We start from the raw sequence: 20,476 nt of genomic DNA, 5'->3' as shown, positions 1-20,476 counted from the left end.
CCTCGGGCCTCACACGGCCGGCCGCTGGCTGCCGCTGGCGGACGGCGAGTTGGTGGAAGGCGGGGGGCGTTCGCCGGCGTAGCAGTCCGCATTGAGGACGGCGCTGCCGGTGAGGTTGCCGTCGCTGGAGGCGACGTGCCCGCCGTCATGGCCCTCGCCCGCGACGAGGACCATTCCGGTGTAGCTGACTGCCATGGCTGTGTCTGCCCCCGCCCGCCCGGCCCCAGGAGAAGCCGACCGTCAGCTGTTTCATCGGTGTTCAACCGGGCGATCCTGACTCCGTCCCGTCAACCCCCTACGTTCCCTGGGGGACTGCGAGAAGGAGCCATGGAAGACACGCAACCTGCCGTACGGGCACGTGGATTGACGAAGTGCTTCGGTGACGTCGTGGCGCTCGACGAGGTCGGGCTGGAGCTGGTGCCCGGGAGGATCCACGGGCTGGCCGGGCCGAACGGCGCCGGGAAGACCACGCTGCTCGGGCTGCTTCTCGGGCTGGCCGTCGCCGACGGCGGCGAGCTGGAGGTGCTGGGCAGACCGGTCGGACGGGCGCTCGCGGCGCCGGACGGGGTGGCCGGATTCGTCGACGGCCCCGGCCTGTACCCGTCGCTGACCGCGCGCAAGAACCTGGCCGCGCTGGCGGCGCTGCGCGGGCAGGACACCGGGGCCCGGCGGATCGACGAGGTGCTGGCCGAGGTCGGGCTGACCGACGTCGCCGACGACCGGGTGCGGGGCTTCTCGCTGGGCATGCGCCAGCGCCTCGGACTGGCCGCCGCGCTGCTCACCGAGCCGCGGCTGCTGGTGCTCGACGAGCCCTCCAACGGCCTGGACCCGGCGGGCAAGCAGCACGTCCACGGGGCGCTGCGGCGGCTCGCCGACGACGGCGTGACGATCGTGCTGTCCAGCCACCGGATGGACGACCTGGAGGCGCTCTGCTCCGAGGTGACGATCCTCGCGACCGGGCGGGTGCGCTTCTCCGGCCCGCTGGGCGGCCTGGCGGCCGAGACCCGCGAGCTCGACCACCGCCTGCTCACCTCCGACCCCCAGGCCGCCCACCGGGTGGCCGCCGAGGCCGCGGGGGTGCGGGTCGTGGACGGGGCCGGGGCGTGGCGAGGCGCGGAGGCGCTGGTGGTGCGCGCCTCCGGGCCCGCCGTCGAGCAGTTGGTGGCCGCGTTGGTGCAGGAGGGCGTATGGGTGCGCGAGGTCGCGCCCGTGGTGTCGCCGCTGGAGGCCGCGTACCTCGCCCTCACCGAGGAGCACCGGCCCGAGGAGCACCTCACCGGGAAGCACCTCACCGAGGAACAGCAGGAGGGCGGGCGATGAGCACGGTCACGGCCGGAAAGGCGGTGGCCGGAGCCGGCCCCGCCGCCGCAGTCGGGGCGCGCCGGGTGCCGGTGGGCCGGGTGTACCGCTTCGAGCTGGTCAAGCTCGTCTCGCAGTGGCGGATCCGGCTGCTGGTGCTGGCCTGTTGGGCGCTGCCCGGGCTGTTCGTGGCGGCGGTGGCCCAGCAGGGGACACTGCCCTCCGACACCCTGTTCGGCCGCTGGATGCACGCCACCGGCTGGGCCGGCCCGCTGGTGGTGCTGGGCTTCGCCGGCTCGTGGGCGCTGCCGCTGCTGACCTCCGTGGTCGCGGGCGACGTGTTCGCCGCCGAGGACCGGCTCGGAACGTGGCGGCACCTGCTGATGGCGGTCCGCTCGCCGCGGCGGATCTTCCTGGCGAAGACCCTGGCGAGCGCGACCGTGCTCGCGCTGCTGGTGGCCGGGCTGGTGGCCTCCGGCACGGTGGGCGGGCTGGCGGCGGTCGGCAACCAGCCGCTGGTCGGCGTCGACGGGCACCAGCTGGCACCGTCCGACGCGGCCGCGAGCGTCCTGCTGGCCTGGGCCTGCGCGCTGGCGCCCACCCTGGCGCTGGCGGCGCTCGGACTGCTCGGATCCGTCATCCTGGGCCGCTCCCCGATGGGACTGCTCGTCCCCGCGCTGTCCGCGGTCGCGATGCAGCTGGCCCAGATACTGCCGCTGCCGGTGGCACTGCGCCTCGCACTGCCTGGCTACGCCTTCGTCTCCTGGAACGGGCTGTTCGCCGACCCGGTGCGCCTTGAGGAGCCGCTGATCGCCGTCGCGGTGAGCCTGGTCTGGGCGGTGGTGGCGACCACCGCGGCCTATCTGCTGTTCCTCCGGCGGGACTTCACCAACGGCAGCGAGGACGGCGGCGGACGCCGGGCGCTCGTCCTCGGGGTGGCCCCGCTGGCCGGGCTGCTCGCGCTGACCTGCGGGGCGGTCGCCGTGGCCACGCCCTCGACCGGGTCGGGGATCACCCAGGCGAAGGTGCAGCGCACGGTCGCCACCGTGTTCGCGCACCTGTACCGGCTGCAGACCGAGCAGCTGCACCGCCCCGCCGTCACCGAGGCCGACCTGCGGGTCACGGCGGACTGCGGCCGGGGCGACGGCCAGGTCGACCCGGAGGGCCCGGGCAACGACTGGCGCTGCACGGTCACCTGGCACCTGCCCGGTACGGCCGCGCCGGGCACGGCGATCTACCAGCTGGACGTCGCCTCGGACGGGCGGGTGATGGCGGACGGTGACGGCCCGAAGGAAGTGAACGGCTACTTCCTGGTGCACACCGCGACCGGCGACGCGCCGAACCCGCTGTGGCAGTTCGACGGCCAGATCGACCTGCTCGCCGCCGCGACGGGGTGACCGGGCCCGGCACTGAACCTCCCGACGCACCAACGCATTTCCACGCACTCACAACGAAGGGCTGACGCCATGCAGGTAACGCGTCGTCGACGTGTCCAGAAGGAGTACTCCGTGCTCCCCGGCCGGCGTGCGGGTCGCCGGGCCACCCTGGCCACGGCGTGCATCACGGCGGTGGCCGTGGCCACGGGCACCGCTTTCGCGGCCACCCACCAGTTCGGCACCGACCAGGTCGGCCAGGTCACCGCCGACGGCCAGGTGATATCGAGCGACCAGTACCTAGCCCCGTACGGCGACCGGCTGGTCATCAACAACGGCAAGATCATGGGCTCCCGGGTCAGCCCGGACGGCACCCACCTGGCCGCCTCGCTCGCCGACGGCGACGCCTCGCTGGTCGTGGTGGACCTGAAGACCGGCCAGGTGCAGCAGCGCGCCGGCAAGGCCAAGACGGCCGACCTGCACCTGACCGACGGCTCGGTCGGCCAGGAGGCCCCGGTCTACTCGCCGGACGGCAAGCAGCTGTGGCTGGGCCAGCTCGACGGCTACACCCGGTTCACCGTCAAGGCCGACGGCTCCCTGGCCGACCCGGTGAAGGTGGCGATCCCGGCCGACGGCGACAAGCACGCGCTGGCCTCCGGCGCGGTGTTCTCCGCCGACGGCTCGACGCTGTACGCCGCGGTCAACGGGCAGAACCGGGTGGTCGCGATCAACACGGCCACCGGTGCGCTCGGGCAGAGCTGGACGGTGGGCAACGCGCCGCGCGGCATCGTGCAGGTCGGGCAGAAGCTGTACGTCAGCAACGAGGGCGGGCGCCCCGCCACCTCCGACGACGACACCCTCAACTCCTACGGCACCCAGGTCCCGGCCGACCCGGACACCGGCGCCGCGACCTCGGGCACCATCAGCGTGATCGACCTCTCCGACCCGGCCGCCGCCGTCGGCTCGATCGACGTCGGCCTGCACCCGACCGCGGTGTACGCCAAGAACGGGACGGTCTTCGTCGCCGACACCTCCTCCGACCAGGTGTCGGTCATCGACACCAAGCACGACAAGGTCGTGCAGCGGATCTCCACCAAGCCGTGGCCGGAGGCCTCGGTGGGCTACGAGCCGACGGCGGTGACGCTCACCGACGACGGCCGCCTGCTGGTCACCCTCGGCCGCGCCAACGCGGTGGCCGTCTACCGCTTCACCAGCGCCCAGGAGCCGGTGAGCTACGTCGGCCTGCTGCCCACCGACTACTTGCCGGCCGAGGTCACCACCGTCGGCTCGAAGGTGGTCGTCTCCAACACCCGCGGCATCGACGCCCGGCGCCCCAACTCCACCGGCGCCCACAACACCCACGACACCACCTCCAGCCTGACCCAGTTCACCCTGCCGGGCGACAAGGAGATCCGCTCCCAGACCGACAAGGTCTTCAAGCAGAACGGCTGGACCAAGAACGCGGTCCAGACGGCCGACCGGCGCAAGGCGAAGCCCGTCGCGGTGCCGGCCCGGATCGGCGACCCGTCGACGATCAAGCACGTCTTCATGATCGTCAAGGAGAACCGGACCTACGACCAGGTCTTCGGCGACATCGGCAAGGGCAACGGCGACCCGAAGCTGGCCCAGTTCGGCGCCAACGTGACACCCAACCAGCAGGCGCTGGCCCGGCAGTTCGGGCTCTACGACAACACCTACGACATCGGCACCAACTCCGCCGAGGGCCACAACTGGCTGATGCAGGCGGACAACCCGGAGTACACCGAGTCCTCGGCGGGCGAGTACGAGCGCAGCTACGACACCGAGGACGACGCCCTCGGCCACCAGCGCTCGGGCTTCCTCTGGACGGGCGCGCAGGCGGCCGGCCAGGACGTGCGCGACTTCGGCGAGTTCCACCAGTTCCTGACCAAGCCCGACGGTGCGAACTGGCAGAACCTGTACTGCGACGCCAAGAACATGGACGCGACCGGCGACGACACCGCCTACCCGCTCAACTCCTCCTCGCCGATCCCGTCGCTCAACGACGTGTCGGTGCCCGGCTTCCCCAAGTTCGACCTCGACGTGCCGGACCAGTACCGCTACCAGATCTGGAAGCAGGACTTCGAGCAGAACGGCCCGGCGGCCCTCAACATGCTGTGGCTGTCCAGCGACCACACCGGCGGCCCGGCCGGCCCGGCCGCGCAGGTCGCCGACAACGACCTGGCGGTCGGCAAGATCGTCCAGGAGATCTCGCACAGCGAGTACTGGAAGGACTCCGCGATCTTCGTGGTCGAGGACGACTCCCAGGCCGGCCTGGACCACGTCGACGGCCACCGAGCCCCGATCCAGATCATCAGCCCCTGGGCGCAGCACGGCGCCGTCGACAGCCGCTACTACTCGCAGATCACCATGGTCCGCACCATCGAGCAGATCCTCGGGATCCACCCGATGAACCAGAAGGACAGCGCGGCCAGCCCGATGGCCACGGCCTTCACCGACAAGCCGGACTACACGCCGTTCACCGCGGTGCCCAACCGGACCTCGCTGACCGACGGCCTGAAGACCCCGCCCTCCTGCGGCGTCGACGTGCCCGGCGGTGCCCAGGACCGCACCGCGGCGGCGGCGCCGGTGACCGCCGCCCCGCCGGCGGCCGAGCAGGGCGTGGCGGCCCAGTGGGACGCCTGGAAGTCCAAGCAGCACCTGACCGGCCCCAACGCCGCCCCGGACCGCGCGAACCCGGCCCAGATGAACCACCTGACCTGGTACCAGACCCACAACTGGACCACCCCCTACCCGGGCGAGGACGAGATCCACGCCCCGAACGACGTCCCCGGCGCCTACATCCCCTCCGCCGAGAACGACGGCTGACCCTCCCCTTCCTGAGGACCCGTGAACGGTCCCCGGACCGCCGCCCAGGCCGGTCCGGGGCCCGCTCCCTCCGCTTCCGCCGACACCGCCCTGCGGCTCTTCCTGGACCGCGGCTACGACGCGGTGGGCATCCGCGAGGTGGCCGCCGAGGCCGACGTCGCCGTCACCACGGTCCGGGCTTTGGCTACCAGCGGTCGTGCACCTGCGGCCGGATGCGGCGGTCGTACAGCTCCCGGACGGCGTCGAGCACAGCCGGCGGCAGCGGCGCCAGTGCGGCAGCCGCGGCATTGGACCGTGCCTGCGCCACGTTGCGGGCACCGGGGATCACCGTCGTCACCCCCGGCTGCTGGACGACCCACCGCAGCGCGGTCTGCGCCGGGGTCGCGCCCTCGGGTGCGAGCGCGGCGAACTCCCGTGCCGCCTCGACGCCCGTCGCGAAGTCCACGCCGGAGAAGGTCTCGCCCTGGTCGAAGGCCTCGCCGTGACGGTTGTAGGTGCGGTGGTCGTCCGGGGCGAAGACGGTCTGCTCGCTGTAACGGCCCGAGAGCAGGCCCGAGGCGAGCGGTACCCGCGCCAGGATCGCGACCCCGGCCGCCTCGGCGGCGGGCAGCACGCGCTCCAGCGGCTTGAGCCGGAACGCGTTCAGGATGATCTGCACGCTCGCGACGCCCGGGCGTGCGATCGCGGTCAGCGCCTGCGCGCAGGACTCCACGCTCACCCCGTAGGCGGCGATCCGCTCCTCCGCCACCAGGGTGTCCAGGGCGTCGAACACCTCGTCCGAGGAGTAGACCGGCGTCGGCGGGCAGTGCAGCTGCACCAGGTCCAGCCGCTCCACGCCCAGGTTCGCCCGTGAACGGTCCGCCCAGGCGCGGAAGTTGGCGAGGTGGTAGTGCTCCGGCCGCTGCTCGACCCGGCGGCCGAACTTGGTGGCGACGAACACCTCCGCGTCCGGGCGCTCCTTCAGGAAGCGGCCGATCAGCCGCTCGCTGCGGCCGTCGCCGTAGACGTCGGCGGTGTCGAAGAGCGTGACACCCGCCTCCACGGAGGCCTCCAGCACGGCCAGGGCGTCCTCCTCCCGGACGTCTCCCCAGTCAGCACCGAGCTGCCAGGTGCCGAGTCCGACGATCGAGACGGGACGGCCGGTGCGGCCGAGTACACGCTGTTCCATGGCGCGAGCCTCTCATGACGCACCGACCGACGCCCGCACCGGCATGCTCACCATGAAGCGGGCCCGGCAGCGACGGGCAGGAAACCGTTCATCTTCATGCCCAGCAGCTTTAAGCGTTTGGTCTTCGGGCTGCGGCAGAGGAGACTCTGGTGCCGTGGACATGGGGATCTCTGGTTTCGAGCCGTCCTTCCTGGTTGGGATCGAGGCGGTTCGGCAGGCGCACGGCTCGCGCCTCGCGGCACTCGCCGACAGGCGGCTGACGGGGTTCGCCGTGGTGCGCTTCGCCGAGGACGGGGAGTGGTTCGCGGACTGTCCGGTGGTGCTGGACTTCGACGGTCTCCGGGTCGAGGTCTGCCATTCGAAGCTCGACGAGCTGTCGATCGGCTGGAGCACGATCGACACCGGGGCGACCATCGCCGGTTGGGAGTGGTACGAGCGCTCGCCGGAGTGGTCCCGCGACGACGAGCGCCTGGAGCCGTTCGTCGGTCGGCAGCTGCGTGAGGTTCAGCTCCTGGAGTGGCGGCCGCCGGGCCCCGACATGGCGGCCGGAACGGTGGCGGTGGAGTTCGTCTTCGATGGCGATTGCCTGCGGATCTCCAACGGTCTCGACGAGAACCACATCGAGATCGACGCGGCCCATCCCGGCTACCTCCGACACAGGCTGAGCCACTGATCGAGGATGCGCTGCCGGCTATGGCCGGGCGGCGGTGGCAGGCATCCCCGGTCCCGTCCGGGTCGGCGTCAGCGTGATCGTTCGGCATGCCGTCAGCTTCCCGGATCACGGCCCGCTGCCACCACCGCCGTGTCGGTGGGCGGGCCCTACAGCGTGGCCAGGACAGCGAGCAGGCGGTCGATCTCGTCGGGGGAGTTGTAGGCGTGCAGGCTGACCCGGACCGAGGTCTCGGTCTCGCCGGCGCGGCCCTGGCAGTGGCCGTCGGCGCGGACCATCAGGCCGTGGCTGGCGAGGATGAAGCCGAGGTCGTTGGAGGAGATCCCGCGGTGCCGGAAGGTGACGATCCCCTCGCGCCGTTGCACCGGGGAGTCGGCGGCCAGGCTCTGTTGGCAGCCGAGGACGTGGTAGGTGTCGGAGGTGCGCAGGCCTTCGGTGAGGCGGGCGGCCAGGGCGGTGGTCCAGCGTTGGACGCGGTCCGTGCCGGCGGCGTCGAGCCAGTCCAGGGCGGCTTCCAGGCTGGCGATCCCGCAGGTGTTGGGGGTGCCGCTCCAGCCGCCGGGGCGGAACTCGGGGCCGCGGGTGTTGCGGGCCCAGACCGCGCCGGTGCCGGGCAGGGCGAGTGCCTTGTGGCCGGAGAAGACCACGAAGTCGACGTCGAGGGCGCCGACGTCCACCGGCAGGTGGCCGACGCTCTGCGCCGCGTCCAGGCAGATCGGGACGGCAGGGCCGACGGCGGCCCGGATCCGGTGGACGTTCATGTTCCCGCCGTACACGTGGTGGACGTGGGTGGCGGCGACGAACGCCGTGCGCTCGGTGACGAGTTCGGGCAGCGCCCGGTGGTCGTAGTCGTGCGAGGCCGGGTCGTACGGGAGTTCGCGCACCCGGATGCGCACGCCACGCTCGGCGAGCAGCTGCTGCGCCTCCAGCCAGGGCAGGGCGTTCGCCTGGTGGTCGGCGAAGGGCACGATGATCTCGTCGCCGTCTCGTAGGTGCCGGGGGAGCCAGTCCCGGGCCACCGTGCGCAGGCCCTCGGTGGTGCCGCTGACGAAGTGGACGCCGGAGGGGTGTCCGGGTGCCGGGTCGCCGAGGAATTCGGCGACCCGGGTGCGGGTGCGCTCGACCAGCGCGGTGGTGGCGTTGGCCCAGGTGTACGTGCCGCGTCCGGCGTTGGCGTTGGCGGTGGTCAGGTAGCGGTGGACGGTGTCGAGCACCGCTTGCGGCTTCTGCGAGGTGGCCGCGCTGTCCAGGTAGGCCTGCTCGGGGGCGCCGGTGACGATCGGGAACTGGGCCCGCAACTCTCGGTGCCAGCCGTCGAGTTCTGAGAGTTCCGCGAGATCCGCGAGTTCTTCGGTTCCTTCGAGTTCTTCGTGAGTGCTCATGGCGGCCTCCGCTCAGTCCCGGACCAGCGGTGCGCCCGCGTCGCGCCAGCCGATGATGCCGCCCGCCAGGCTGCGGGCGTCCTGGTGTCCCATCCGGGTGAGCAGTGCCGCGTACCGCGCCGACTTCTCGCCGACCGGACAGGTCAGCAGGACGGGCTGCCGGGTGCCGAACGGCAGGCCGCCGTGCAGGAGTTCGTCGAACAGTTCGTCGACGATGTTGACCGAGCCCTCGATGTGCAGGGCCGCGTAGGCGAACGGGCCGCGCAGGTCGATCACCAGCGGGCGGTCCTCGGTGATCCACTTGCGGGCCGTGTCCACGTCGACGACCCGGGCGGCGGCGAGTTCGGCTTCGGTCAGGGTCGCCACCGAGTTCGGCCGCGGGGGCTGGTTGAACAGCTCCGGGCGGCGGTCGCGGAGGTAGCCGAGGTAGCTCTCCACCCGGTCGCAGACGATGAAGACGGCCGTCCGCCGCTCGGCCGGCTCTCCGGGTTCGTTCAGTTCGTTCAGCCCGGTCAGTTCGGCGTCCAGGGCGCGGAGGTGGCGCAGCGCGCCGTAGTAGGCGCCGCCGCCGGTCGGGCCGGCCAGCAGGCCGCAGCGGCGGATCAGGGTGAGCATGCCGTCGATGGCCTGGTCGGCGGTCACCGACTGGATGGTGTCGTAGGTGCCGGGGTCGAACAGCCCGACCTCGTGGACCTCGTCGATGGTGCGGATGCCGGGGATGAAGTCGGACTTGTGGGCGACCAGTCCGACCACCTCGACCGCCGGGTTGTGGCCGCGCAGCACGGTCGCCACGCCGGTGGAGGAGCCGGCGGTGCCGACGCAGGCGATGAAGACGTCCGGGGCGCGGCCGTCGAGGTCGCGGACGATCTCCGGCCCGGTGCCGGTGAGGTGGGCGTCGAGGTTGAGCCGGCTGAAGTACTGGTCGGTGTGGAGATAGCCCGAGTCCGCCTCGGAGAGCATCCGGTGGATGCGGGTGAGCGGGTCGTCGGTGTCGGTCGGGTCGAGGCACTCGGCGCGGCCGGGCAGTTCCTCGATCTGCGCGCCGAGCAGCAGCAGGAGGTCCTTGATCTCGGGGACCTTCATCCGGTTGGTGACGCTCTTGAACGGCAGCCCGTGCATGCCCGCGATCAGCGCGAGCGCCTTGGCCGTGTTGCCGCTGGACAGTTCCACGATGGTGTCGCCGCGTTCGACGGCGGCCGGGAGCGCCTCGCGGGTCATGTTCCAGGCGGCGCGGTCCTTGACCGAGCCGAAGGGGTTGAGCAGCTCCAGCTTGGCGTACAGGTCGATGTTGCGCAGGCCGGTCACCTCCGGGTCGATCCGGACCAGCGGGGTGTCGCCGATCGCGTCGGTGATGCTGTCGTACCTCATGCCCGTCCGTCCCCCTGGTGAGTCGCGGCCCCCGTGGTGTCGAGGGGCCAGTACTGCTCGTCGAGGCGCCAGTGCCAGGCGCCGTCCTGCCGGTAGGCGGCGACCTTGCGCGCGACGGGCTGCTGGAGCGGCCGGCCGGCGTTGAAGTCCATCAGGTAGCCCGCGGTGTTCGCGAAGGCGAGCAGGTCGCCGGGGGCGGGGAGCCGGGGCAGGTGGACCAGCCGGCGGGTGATCAGGTCCGCCTCCAGGCACAGGTTGCCGAGCAGGTGGACGCCCACCGGGCCGTCCGGCAGGGCCGAGGCCGACGGCGCCGTGGTGGCCGGCGCCGAGGCGGCCGGGGCGCCGGAGCGGGGGATCAGCACCGGGTCCATCAGCACCCCGTGGTCCTCCAGGCTGGCGTCCCGGGCGTTCATCTCCAGCCGTACCAGGCAGGTGCCGTCCGGGGTGTGCCGGACCTCCAGGACGCGGGCGAGGGTGGCCCCGCACTGGTCGACCAGGGCCCGGCCGGGTTCGACGGCCAGCTCGTACAGGTTCTCCAGCAGCAGGGTGGCGAGCGGCCGTCCGAGGGTGGGTGCCCGGTGGGAGAGCAGTTCGTCCAGGTACGCCTCGGCGGCCACCGGGCGGTGTGCGGGGTACAGGCCCAGGGCGCCGCGCAGGGTGCCGGATTCGTTGCGCAGCCCGTAGCCGTGGCCCTGCCAGGTGAGTGCGGGCCGCCGGCCCAGCACGGCGTTGGTCAGTTCGGTGGTGTACTGCTCCCACTGGGCGGCGTCGGCGAGGTAGTTGACGCCGAAGCCGCCACCGATGTCGATGGTGCGGGGGCGCAGGCCCCGGCGGTGGCAGTCGTCCATGACCCGGATGCAGGCCTCCAGGGCGACGGCCTTCTCCGCCATTCCGGTGGTGTCCAAGTGGTAGGCGACGCCGGTGAGTTCGACGGCGTCCTGGTGGCGTTCGAGCGTGTCGAGCAGGTCGTCGAGTTCGCTCACCGGGGAGCCGAAGCGGCTGGGCCGGGTGAGGACGGTGGTGCCCGGCGAGGGGAAGCCCGACAGTCGCGGCATGACGGGCACGCGGGGGAGGGAGTGCTTGCGCACCAGGTCGGCCAGGTCGTCGAGTTCGCCCCGGGAGTCGAGGTGGACGGTGGCGCCGGTGCGGGCGGCCAGCCAGAGGAACTCGCGGCTCTTGGGGCCGGTGGCCATGATCCGGTCGGGTGTGCAGCCGGCTCCGAGGGCGTGCTGGAGTTCACCGAGGGAGGCGACGTCGAGTCCGGCGTCGGTGGCGGCGAGCCGTCGGACGAGGGCGCTGGAGCGGTTGGCCTTGTGGGCGAAGTAGATCCGGCCGGTGAGGTGGTGCTTGCGGTAGACGGACCGGAACCGGGCCAGGTTGTCGGCGATCTGTTCGGGCAGGAGCAGGTTGAGCGGAGACCCGAGCGCGTCGACGAGCGTGTGCAGGAAGTCGGTTGTCTCCAGGAGGGACCGGAGCAGGGGCTCCAGCCGTGGTTCCAGATACAGCGGTGAGGGCCGCACGGTGTTCTGCTTCCCGTCGGAGGTCGGCTTGAGGGGCACGCAGCCGCCGACAGGCTGCCCCGTGTCGGCCCCGCGTCGCCGTTCGTCCGCGCGCCGGTCCGGCGCGCGTGCGGTCGGACGCCTGGTGCGGATCCCACCGCGCTGGGCGTCGGCGACCGAGGGAAACGCTAACTGTTTCCATGTTGAAGCAACAGGACTTTCTGTCACGCCATCGCAAAGACTGTGCCTATGCGAAAGGAAACAATCCACTTGTGACAGAAGCGAGTTGGCCGAAATGCCGGACGCGGCCCGAGCGGCGGGCGGGGGTCAGCGCAGGGCCACCAGGACGGAGCTGGTGCCGTACTGCCACACCGACCCGGCCTGGCGGAAGCCCGCCATGCGCAGCAGTTCGGCGTGCTGGGCGGCGGACAGGCCGTTGCCGTCGCCCTCGCTGGGGGGCAGTTGCCGCTCCCGGGCCGCCAGCAGCTCGGCGAACTCGGGGATCCGGCGGGCGGCGGCCCACCACTGCGACCAGTCCTCGGCGGTGCCGACGCCCTGGCGCTGGGAGCGCCGCCGGCCGATCGCCAGCGCGAGTTCCGCGAGGGACGGCTCCTCGGGGATGAGGTGGTCGCCGTTGACGAGCACGGCGCCGGGCCGCAGCACGCCCGCGAGGTCGCGGTAGATCCCGAGCAGCGCCTCCGGCGGCGGGTAGTGCAGCGCGGTGGAGGACAGTACGGCGTCCAGCGGGCGGTCGAGCCCGAGGTCCGTGATCCAGCCCGGGCGGCCGATCAGGGTCTCCACCCAGCGGGTGATCCGGGGGTGTCCGGCTTGGCCGAGGGCGAGCAGCAGGGGGTCGATGTCGACGGCGATGACCTCGGCGTGCGGCAGCCGGTCGGCGACGCGCGCGGACAGCGAGCCGGGGCCGCTGCCGAGGTCCGCGATCAGCGGGCACTCGCGGTGGCCGACGACCTGTTCCACCACGTCGACGATGACGGTGAACCGCTCCTCGCGCTCCACCGCGTACCGCTCCTGCTGGCGCTCCCAGCGCTCCACCCAGGCTCCGGCCAGGGTCGCGTCCACCGGCATGCCGACTCCCGCTGTGTCCGTGCGCATTCGAAGTCCCCGTTCGGAGCCAATGTGTGTCATGTCCGTATGGATTGGCAACGGAACCGACTGGCGCGATTCACTGCCCGTGACGTAATGATATCCGTTTTCATCTAGTGAGTGAGGAGGGGCCGTGAGGTCCCCGAAAGGGCCGGGGTGGGGATCCGTGAGGCGCCGGAAAGGACCGGGGCGGGGCGCTGGTGCGCCCCGCCCCGTCGGCCTATCTGCTGGCCTACCTGCCGGCGGACTGGTCGGCGGCCGCGCGCACGGCCGCGCCCGTCCAGGCGCGGTTGCCGAGGAGGGTCTTGACGTCCGAGGCGAGGCCGTTGTCGGGGTTCACCAGGAAGCCGAGCTCGTAGAGGGTGTTCTTGTCCCAGTTGGTGGTGAGTAGCCGGATGGGGACGTCGCCGGGGTGGGCCTGGAGGGCGAGTTTGAGCTCGGCGACCATCTGGGGGGTGATCCGGTGGACCGGCACGGTGATCTGGACCGGCGGTTTGGTGCCGAGTTCGGCGGAGGAGACGTCGAGAGTGGTGATCTCCTGGCCGAAGATGCTCAGTGAGCCGTCGCGCTCGTTGAGCCGGCCGCGGACCGAGATCACGTTGTCCTCGATCATCTGATCGGCCATCAGGTTGTAGGTCGCGGGGAAGAACAGCACCTCGACCGAGCCGTCACGGTCGGCGAGGGTGATGATCGCCCAGGCGTTGCCGGCCTTGTTGATCCGCCGGTCGACGGCGGTGATCAGGCCGGACAGCCGGACCTCGCCCTCGGAGCGGCCGGAGCCGAGGAGTTCGGCGATCGAGGTGTCGCGGTTCTGGGAGAGGATGTGCTCGGCGCCGTCCAGCGGGTGGCTGGAGACGTAGAGTCCGAGCATCTCGCGCTCCAGTGCGAGGAGTTGGCGCCGGGGCCACTCGTTGTCGGTGAGCTGGAAGTCCAGGCCGATGCCGGGCCCGCCGCCGTCGTCGGCGTCGAGGGCGCCGAACAGGTCGTCCTGGCCGATGGCCTGCTGCTTCTTGAGTCCGGTGACGGCGTCGATCGCGCTCTCGTGTACGGAGCTGAGCGAGAGCCGGGTGTGGCCGAGCGAGTCGAAGGCGCCCGCCTTGATCAGGGAGTCGACGGTGCGCTTGTTGCAGACCACCAGCTCGACCTTGTCCAGGAAGTCGGCGAAGGAGGTGTACTTGCCCTTCTCGTCCCGGGTGGCGACCAGCGACTCGATCACGGGCACGCCGACGTTGCGCACCGCCTTGAGGCCGAAGCGGACGTCGCTGCCGACGGCGGTGAAGTCGACCACCGACTCGTTGACGTCGGGGGAGAGGATCTTGATGCCCATCTGCCGGCACTCGGCCAGGTAGACGGCCATCTTGTCCTTGTCGTCGGCGACGGAGGTGAGCAGCGCGGCCATGTACTCGGCCGGGTAGTTGGCCTTCAGGTAGGCGGTCTGGTACGAGACCAGGCCGTACGCGGCGGAGTGCGACTTGTTGAAGGCGTAGCCGGCGAACGGGACCAGGACGTCCCACACCGCCTGGATGGCCTCGTCGGAGTAGCCGCGCTCCTTGCAGCCCGCGTGGAAGGGCACGAACTCCTTCTCCAGCACCTCCTTCTTCTTCTTGCCCATCGCGCGGCGCAGCAGGTCGGCCTGGCCGAGCGAGTAGCCGGCCAGCACCTGGGCGGCGCGCTGGACCTGCTCCTGGTAGACGATCAGGCCGTAGGTGGGGCCGAGGACGTCCTTGAGCGGTTCCTCCAGCTCGGGGTGGATCGGGATGATCTCCTGCTGGGCGTTCTTGCGCAGCGCGTAGTTGGTGTGCGAGTTCATGCCCATCGGGCCGGGCCGGTACAGCGCGGAGACGGCGGAGATGTCGGCGAACTCGGTGGGCTTCATCAGCTTGAGCAGGGCGCGCATGGGGCCGCCGTCGAGCTGGAACACGCCCAGGGTGTCGCCGCGGGCCAGCAGCTGGTAGGTGGTGGGGTCGTCGATCGGGATCTTCTCGATGTCGACGTCGATGCCCCGGTTGGCCTTCACGATCTTGATGCAGTGATCGATGATGCCCAGGTTCCGCAGACCCAGGAAGTCCATCTTGATCAGGCCCATGGCTTCGCAGGACGGGTAGTCGAAGCCGGTGATGATCACGCCGTCCTTGTCCCGCATGTGCAGCGGGATCAGGTCGAGCAGCGGGGTGGAGGAGAGGATGACGGCGGCCGCGTGCACACCGGTGCCGCGGATCAGACCCTCGATGCCCCGACCGGTGTCGATGATCTTCTTGACGTCCGGTTCGTTCTGGTACAGCGCCCGGATCTCGGTGCCCTCGTTGTACCGGGCGTGCTTCTCGTCGAACAGGTCGGCCAGCGGCACGCCCTTGCCCATGACGTCCGGCGGCATCGCCTTGGTGATCCGGTCGCCCATCGAGAACGGGTAGCCGAGGATGCGGTTGGCGTCCTTGACGGCGGCCTTGGCCTTGATCGTGCCGAAGGTGTTCACCTGGGCCGTGTAGGCGGCGCCGTACTTCTCGGTCACGTAGCGGACCATCTGGTCGCGCTGGCGGTCGTCGAAGTCGATGTCGACGTCCGGGGGGTTGATGCGCTCGGGGTTGAGGAAGCGCTCGAACAGCAGGTCGTGCTCCAGCGGGTCCAGCTGGGTGATCCCGGTCAGGTAGGCGACCATCGAACCCGCGGCCGAGCCGCGGCCCGGGCCGACCGGGATGCCGTTGTCCCGGCCGTACTGGCAGATGTCGGCGACCACGAGGAAGTAGGCGTCGAACCCCATCGGGGTGATCACGCCCATCTCCAGCTCGATCCGGTCCAGCACCTCCTGGCTCGGGCTGTCGCCGTAGCGGTGCTTCAGCCCGACCTCGATCTTCTTGCGCAGGTACGAGGCCTGGGTCTCGCCCTCGGGCACGTCGAACTGGGGCATCCGGTCGACGTAGGTGAAGACCTCCTCGTACGACTCGACCCGCTCGGCGATCGCCAGGGTGTTGTCGCAGGCCTCCGGCAGCTCGCGGAAGAGCTCGCGCATCTCCTCGGCGGTCTTCACGTAGTAGCCGGTGCCCTGGAACTTGAACCGGTTCGGGTCGTCCTTGTTCTTGCCCACGCCGACGCAGAGCAGGCTGTCGTGGGCGTCGGCCTGGTCGGCGGTGACGTAGTGGGAGTCGTTGGTGGCCAGCAGCGGGATGTTCAGCTGCTTGGCCAGCCGCAGGAGGTCCTCGCGGACGTCCCTCTCGATGTCCAGGCCGTGGTCCATCAGCTCCAGGAAGTAGTTCTCCTTGCCGAAGATGTCCTGGTACGCGCCGGCGGCCTTGACCGCCTCCTCGTACTGGCCCAGCCGCAGCCGGGTCTGGACCTCGCCGGAGGGGCAGCCGGTGGTCGCGATGATGCCGCCGGCGTTCGCGGCGATGAGCTCGCGGTCCATCCGGGGCTTCATGTAGTAGCCCTCCATCGACGCGAGCGAGGAGAGCTTGAAGAGGTTCCGCAGGCCGGTCGCGTTCTGCGCCCACATCGTCATGTGGGTGTAGCGGCCGCCGCCGGAGACGTCCTTGCCGCCCTCGCCGTCGGCACCGGTCGGGCGCTGGCCGCCCGGCGACCAGAACACCTGCTTCTTCAGGAAGCGCGAGGCCGGGGCGACGTACGCCTCGATGCCGATGATCGGCTTCACCCCGGTCTTGGCGGCGGCGTGGAAGAACTCGTACGCCCCGAACATGTTGCCGTGGTCGCTCATCGCGATGGCGGGCATGCCCTGTCTCTCCGCCTCGGCGAACAGCTTGCCGTTCTTCGCGGCCCCGTCCAGCATCGAGTACTCGGTGTGGACGTGCAGGTGCGCGAAGCTGTCGGACACGGCGCTTTGCTCCTCGAACGGGTCTGAGTAGGCGAAGCGCCCCAGGCTAGTCGGTCGGCGCGGACGACGCGCCGGGCGGGGCGTCCGTACGGGCTGCCGGGCCGTCCCGCGACGGCCCGGACGCCCGTACGGCGGAGCCCTCAGGCGGTCGGCCGGGCCTCGGTGAGGCCGGGGATCTCGGCGGCGCTGGCCAGCACGTGGGTCTGGGGGTGCCCGTCGAAGTCGGCACGGGTGAGCTCCCCGGTCAGGACCCCGACGACCACGCCGGCCCCGGCGTTGCGGCCGGCCTCGACGTCGACCACCGTGTCGCCGGCGGTCAGCACCCGGCGGGTGTCGATGACCCCGGTCTTCTGCATCGCCCGGTGGATCATGTACGGGGCCGGGCGGCCGCGCGGGACCTCGTCCGAGGTGACGACCGCGTCCAGGTTGCCGCCCTCGCCGGTGGACCAGCCGAGCGACTCCAGCAGCGGGTAGGCGACGTCGTCGCTGAAGCCGGTGGTGAGAGCGACCTTGATCCCGCGCCGGCGCAGCTCGGCGAGTGCCTCCTCGACACCGGGGATGGCCTGCGGGGGAGTGGTCCGGTAGGCCTCGCGCAGGTACTCCGCGAAGGCCGCGTAGCTCTCCTCGACCAGCTCCGGGGTCGGGGTGCCGCCGCCGAGGCGGACCAGGGCGGCGATGGCCTCGCGCTTGTCGGTGCCCATCCAGGTCTGGAGGTCGGCCTCGGCGACGGCCACCCCGTTGCGCTCGACGGCGGTGCGCAGCGCGCGGTAGACGGCGCCGGACTCGTTGATGGTGGTCCCGGCCATGTCCAGGGCGGCGAGCTCGATCACGGTGTCAAGTCCTCTTCGGTGCGGTAGCGGCCGATGACGGTACGGCCTTCGATGGTGTTCTCGATGGTGAAGGTGGCCATGGCGGGCAGGTAGCGGTCGTCGGCGTCCTCCAGCGGCACGCCCTGCCCGGAGGTGGTGAGCCGGCGCACCCGCAGCAGCGGGGCCCCGGCGTCGACCCGCAGCAGTTCGGCGTCGCGCGGCCCGGCGGCGACGGCGTCGATGGTGTGCCGGGCGTGGTGCAGGTCGACCTCCCGGCGCAGCAGCTCCTGGTAGACGGAGCCGGTGTCCGGGTCGAAGTCGAACAGGATGCGGCCGACCTCGTGGACGAAGGTGGAGCGTTCCAGCATGGCCGGGACGCCGTCCAGCAGCCGCAGCCGGACGAGTTCGACGACTGGCTCGCCTTCCGCCAGGCCCAGCCGGGCCGCCGCCTCCGGGGACGCCCGCCGGCGGGCCACCTCGACGGTGTTCTGCCCGGGCTCGCGGCCGATGCTGCGGGCCCACTGGGTGAAGGACAGGAAGGTGTCGAAGGGCTGGGAGGGCGCGGTGCGACGGGCCACGGGCGGCTTCCCGCGCCCGCCGACCAGACTGCCCGCGCTGCGCAGCATGGCCAGGGCCTGGCGGACCGGGCCGCGGGAGGTGCCGAACTCGGCGCAGAGCTGCGACTCGCTGGGCACCGGCTTGCCCTCGGGCCACTCGCCGGACTCGATGCGGCGCTGGAACTCGGCGCCGAGCCGTTGGTGGAGAGGGAGGTCCTCACTTGTCTTCACAAGTCGACTATGGCACCTGGGGGCGGAACTTCTCAAGGCCGGTCCACCTGCGGTTTCTTCTGTTCACCCAGCTGATCCCGGTGATCGTCGAGCGGATGAACAGCCGGTAACTTGTACATACATGTCTTGACTCCGGAGCTCGGAAGCCCGGAAGCTGGACCCATGAGCAGCAGCACCCCACCCGTGACCTCCCCCACCACCCCCCGCAGCGACGTGGTGATCGTCGGCGCCGGCATCATCGGCCTCGCCCACGCCTTCGAGGCGCTGAGCAACGGACTCTCCGTCACCGTCGTCGACCGCGACCGCCGGCCGGTCGGCGCCTCGGTCCGCAACTTCGGCCACTGCTGCATCAGCGCCCAGGACGGCGAACTGCTCGCCCTCGCCCAGCGTTCCCGGCCGGGCTGGCTGCGCGCCGCCGAAGCGGCCGGAATCTGGGCCGCCGAGGCCGGCACCCTGGTGGTGGCCCGGTCGGCGACCGAGGCGGCCGTCCTGGAGGAGCTGCACGCCGAACGCGGCGGCGACGCCGTGCAGTTGCGCAGCGCCGCGCAGACGGCCGAGGCGCTCGGCCGGGCGGCCGGCCAGGACGGCGACCTGGTGGGCGGCGCGGTGCTGCCCGCCGACCTGCGGGTGGACCCGCGGGAGGCGGCGCCCGGCCTGGCCCGCTGGGTGGCCGAGCAGCCGCAGGGCCGCATCCTGTGGGGCACCGCCGTCACCGGCGTCGAGCCCGGCACGGTGCACACCACCCGCGGCCCGGTCCACGGCGACCGGATCCTGATCTGCGTCGGCCACGACCTGGACTACCTGTTCCCCGACGTCGCCGAGGACCACGGGATCCAGCGCTGCCGGCTGACCATGGCGCGGGCCGCCGCCCCGGACGGCTTTCGCACCGACTCCGCGGTGCTGACCGCCACCTCGATGCTCCGCTACGACGCCTTCACCGCCCGGCCGTCGGCCGCCCGGCTGCGGGAGGAGGTGCTGGGCCACAGCGCGGAGCTGCTGGAGATCGGCGCGAACGTGATGTTCACCCGCCAGCCGGACGGCACCCTGCTGATCGGCGACTCGCACCACTACGACGCCACCACCCCGCCGTTCATCGACGAGCGCACCTACGAGCTGCTGATCGACGCCGTCGCCCGGGTGCTGGGCGTGCCGCGCCTGCGGATCCTGGAGCGCTGGCAGGGCGTCTACGCCAGCAGCCCCCGCGGACCGCTGCTGGTGCGCGACCTGGCCCCGGGCGTACGGGCCATCTCGGTCACCTCGGGCATCGGGATGACCCTCTCCTTCGGTCTCGCGGCCGCCACCTTCGACGGCACCCTCGCCGCGACGGCCTGAGCCGCTACTCGTCGGTGCTCAGAAGGAGGAGTGGGCGAACCAGTGCGCCAGCAGCTCCTCGTCCCCGGAGACCTCGACACCGGGCGCGGTGCGGTCGAGGCGGCGGTACAGCAGGAGCAGCAGCTCGGCGGCGGTGGCCCGGACGGTGGCGTCCGCATCCGCGCTGGTGCTGTCGAGGCCGAAGCCGTCGGGACGCAGCCGGACCAGCCAGTCGCCCTCGCCGTCGGTGCGGGTGAAGCGGATGGTCCGGTTCTCGCCGCGCAGTTCGGCCGTCCCGGGGGCGAAGAAGGCGGCGAAGGGCAGATTGGTCAGGAACTCGTCCACCCCGTCGGCCGCGAGGGCCGGATCGACGTCGGCCTTCAGGCCGAGCGCGAGTTCGGCGTCGACCCGGTGGACGAGGGTCTCGAACAGCATCCGGCGCACCCAGAACCGGGCGTGCTGGTCGGCGCCCCAGGCCCACATCGGTGCGTCGAGGTCGCTCTCGGCGAAGGCCGCCGCGGCCTGCTCGGCGGCCTCGGCCAGCCAGGCCGGGTACTCCTCCGGCCGCTCGGGCAGCCGCAGGTCGACGTCCCGGCTGCGCGGCGGCTCCTGGATCCGCTGGCGGAGCAGCACGGTGAACCAGCGCTGCACGCTGCCGGTGTGGCGGACGAGGTCGGCGAGCGTCCACCCCGGGCAGCCGGGCACCGGGAGGGCGGGGTCGGCCTGCCGTACGGCGGCGACGAAGCGGGCGGTCTCGGCGGCGACGGCGGTGCCGTGGTCCAGCGGGGTCATGAGGGCTGTCTCCAGTGCTACGGCCACTACGGCTACTACGACTCTTGCGGCGCCGCCGGGTGCCTCGCACCCGATGGCCTGCGCTCTCAATTCTTCATCAGCTGAAGCAATCGCGACGACGCTAGGCCTGAAAGGTTGAGGCTGTCAAGTAACTCTCCGAATGTGTACCGGCCCGGGCGATCGCCGCCCCGGGCGGAGCGCGGGCGAGGTGACCCGGCCCGGCGGGGGTCGTTGAGCAGCAGG

At 71.7% G+C, this 20,476-nt stretch carries 15 protein-coding genes and 1 pseudogene; 6 read left to right on the top strand and 10 right to left on the bottom strand.

Translation table 11 applies throughout. The features are described from left to right. Window positions 1-9: 9 nt before the first annotated feature. Complete coding sequence (locus ACIG5E_RS18940) at window positions 10-195, bottom strand: hypothetical protein (RefSeq protein ID WP_396534607.1); 186 nt, start codon at window positions 193-195, stop codon at window positions 10-12. Window positions 196-327: 132 nt separating this feature from the next. Between ACIG5E_RS18940 and ACIG5E_RS18935 the strand changes: the two genes are divergently transcribed. The 4 genes and pseudogenes from ACIG5E_RS18935 to ACIG5E_RS18920 form a co-directional block, all read left to right on the top strand. Beyond that, entirely contained in the window at window positions 328-1,320 is a 993-nt protein-coding gene (locus ACIG5E_RS18935; protein WP_396534605.1) for an ABC transporter ATP-binding protein, read from the top strand. Further along, complete coding sequence (locus ACIG5E_RS18930; RefSeq protein ID WP_396534603.1) at window positions 1,317-2,696, top strand: ABC transporter permease; 1,380 nt, start codon at window positions 1,317-1,319, stop codon at window positions 2,694-2,696. The genes ACIG5E_RS18935 and ACIG5E_RS18930 overlap by 4 nt, the downstream gene beginning before the upstream one ends. 69 nt (window positions 2,697-2,765) lie before the next feature. Next, window positions 2,766-5,519, top strand: coding sequence for an alkaline phosphatase family protein (locus ACIG5E_RS18925; protein WP_396534601.1), 2,754 nt, complete (start codon window positions 2,766-2,768; stop codon window positions 5,517-5,519). A 21-nt stretch (window positions 5,520-5,540) separates the two neighbouring features. Then, a pseudogene (locus tag ACIG5E_RS18920) lies at window positions 5,541-5,693 on the top strand (helix-turn-helix domain-containing protein); the annotation flags it as partial. A 10-nt stretch (window positions 5,694-5,703) separates the two neighbouring features. Here ACIG5E_RS18920 and ACIG5E_RS18915 read toward each other — a convergent pair. After that, a complete protein-coding gene (locus tag ACIG5E_RS18915; protein ID WP_396534599.1) occupies window positions 5,704-6,687 on the bottom strand; it encodes an aldo/keto reductase in 984 nt (327 codons plus the stop codon). Between the two features lie 160 nt (window positions 6,688-6,847). Here ACIG5E_RS18915 and ACIG5E_RS18910 point away from each other — a divergent pair, with 160 nt between their 5' ends. Beyond that, on the top strand, window positions 6,848-7,360 hold the full coding sequence (locus ACIG5E_RS18910; protein ID WP_396534597.1) for a hypothetical protein: 513 nt from the start codon (window positions 6,848-6,850) through the stop codon (window positions 7,358-7,360). Between the two features lie 146 nt (window positions 7,361-7,506). On the opposite strand, the gene ACIG5E_RS18905 is transcribed toward ACIG5E_RS18910, so the two are convergent. The 7 genes from ACIG5E_RS18905 to ACIG5E_RS18875 all read right to left on the bottom strand — a co-directional run bounded on the left by ACIG5E_RS18905 (window position 7,507) and on the right by ACIG5E_RS18875 (window position 18,130). Further along, window positions 7,507-8,739: an aminotransferase class V-fold PLP-dependent enzyme gene (locus tag ACIG5E_RS18905; protein ID WP_396534595.1), complete on the bottom strand. Its 1,233-nt coding sequence runs from the start codon at window positions 8,737-8,739 to the stop codon at window positions 7,507-7,509. Between the two features lie 12 nt (window positions 8,740-8,751). After that, window positions 8,752-10,107: a pyridoxal-phosphate dependent enzyme gene (locus tag ACIG5E_RS18900; protein ID WP_396534593.1), complete on the bottom strand. Its 1,356-nt coding sequence runs from the start codon at window positions 10,105-10,107 to the stop codon at window positions 8,752-8,754. Next, on the bottom strand, window positions 10,104-11,666 hold the full coding sequence (locus ACIG5E_RS18895) for a Y4yA family PLP-dependent enzyme (protein ID WP_396534591.1): 1,563 nt from the start codon (window positions 11,664-11,666) through the stop codon (window positions 10,104-10,106). The genes ACIG5E_RS18900 and ACIG5E_RS18895 overlap by 4 nt, the downstream gene beginning before the upstream one ends. Before the next feature lie 267 nt (window positions 11,667-11,933). Next, window positions 11,934-12,719 carry a class I SAM-dependent methyltransferase gene (locus ACIG5E_RS18890; protein WP_396534589.1) on the bottom strand — a complete coding sequence of 262 codons (786 nt, stop codon included), beginning with the start codon at window positions 12,717-12,719 and terminating at the stop codon, window positions 11,934-11,936. 223 nt (window positions 12,720-12,942) lie between these two features. Next, on the bottom strand, window positions 12,943-16,533 hold the full coding sequence (gene dnaE, locus ACIG5E_RS18885) for a DNA polymerase III subunit alpha (protein WP_396534587.1): 3,591 nt from the start codon (window positions 16,531-16,533) through the stop codon (window positions 12,943-12,945). A 140-nt stretch (window positions 16,534-16,673) separates the two neighbouring features. Next, on the bottom strand, window positions 16,674-17,363 hold the full coding sequence (locus ACIG5E_RS18880; RefSeq protein WP_396534585.1) for a phosphonatase-like hydrolase: 690 nt from the start codon (window positions 17,361-17,363) through the stop codon (window positions 16,674-16,676). Beyond that, window positions 17,360-18,130: a GntR family transcriptional regulator gene (locus ACIG5E_RS18875; RefSeq protein WP_396534583.1), complete on the bottom strand. Its 771-nt coding sequence runs from the start codon at window positions 18,128-18,130 to the stop codon at window positions 17,360-17,362. The genes ACIG5E_RS18880 and ACIG5E_RS18875 overlap by 4 nt, the downstream gene beginning before the upstream one ends. A gap of 162 nt (window positions 18,131-18,292) precedes the next feature. Here ACIG5E_RS18875 and ACIG5E_RS18870 point away from each other — a divergent pair, with 162 nt between their 5' ends. Further along, window positions 18,293-19,462: a TIGR03364 family FAD-dependent oxidoreductase gene (locus ACIG5E_RS18870; protein WP_396534581.1), complete on the top strand. Its 1,170-nt coding sequence runs from the start codon at window positions 18,293-18,295 to the stop codon at window positions 19,460-19,462. Window positions 19,463-19,480: 18 nt separating this feature from the next. On the opposite strand, the gene ACIG5E_RS18865 is transcribed toward ACIG5E_RS18870, so the two are convergent. Continuing rightward, on the bottom strand, window positions 19,481-20,233 hold the full coding sequence (locus tag ACIG5E_RS18865; protein ID WP_396534579.1) for a maleylpyruvate isomerase family mycothiol-dependent enzyme: 753 nt from the start codon (window positions 20,231-20,233) through the stop codon (window positions 19,481-19,483). Window positions 20,234-20,476: the final 243 nt, after the last annotated feature.

This window comes from Kitasatospora sp. NPDC053057, from assembly GCF_044546945.1.
GTDB lineage: Bacteria > Actinomycetota > Actinomycetes > Streptomycetales > Streptomycetaceae > Kitasatospora.
This window is presented reverse-complemented; position numbering and strand designations above follow the sequence as displayed.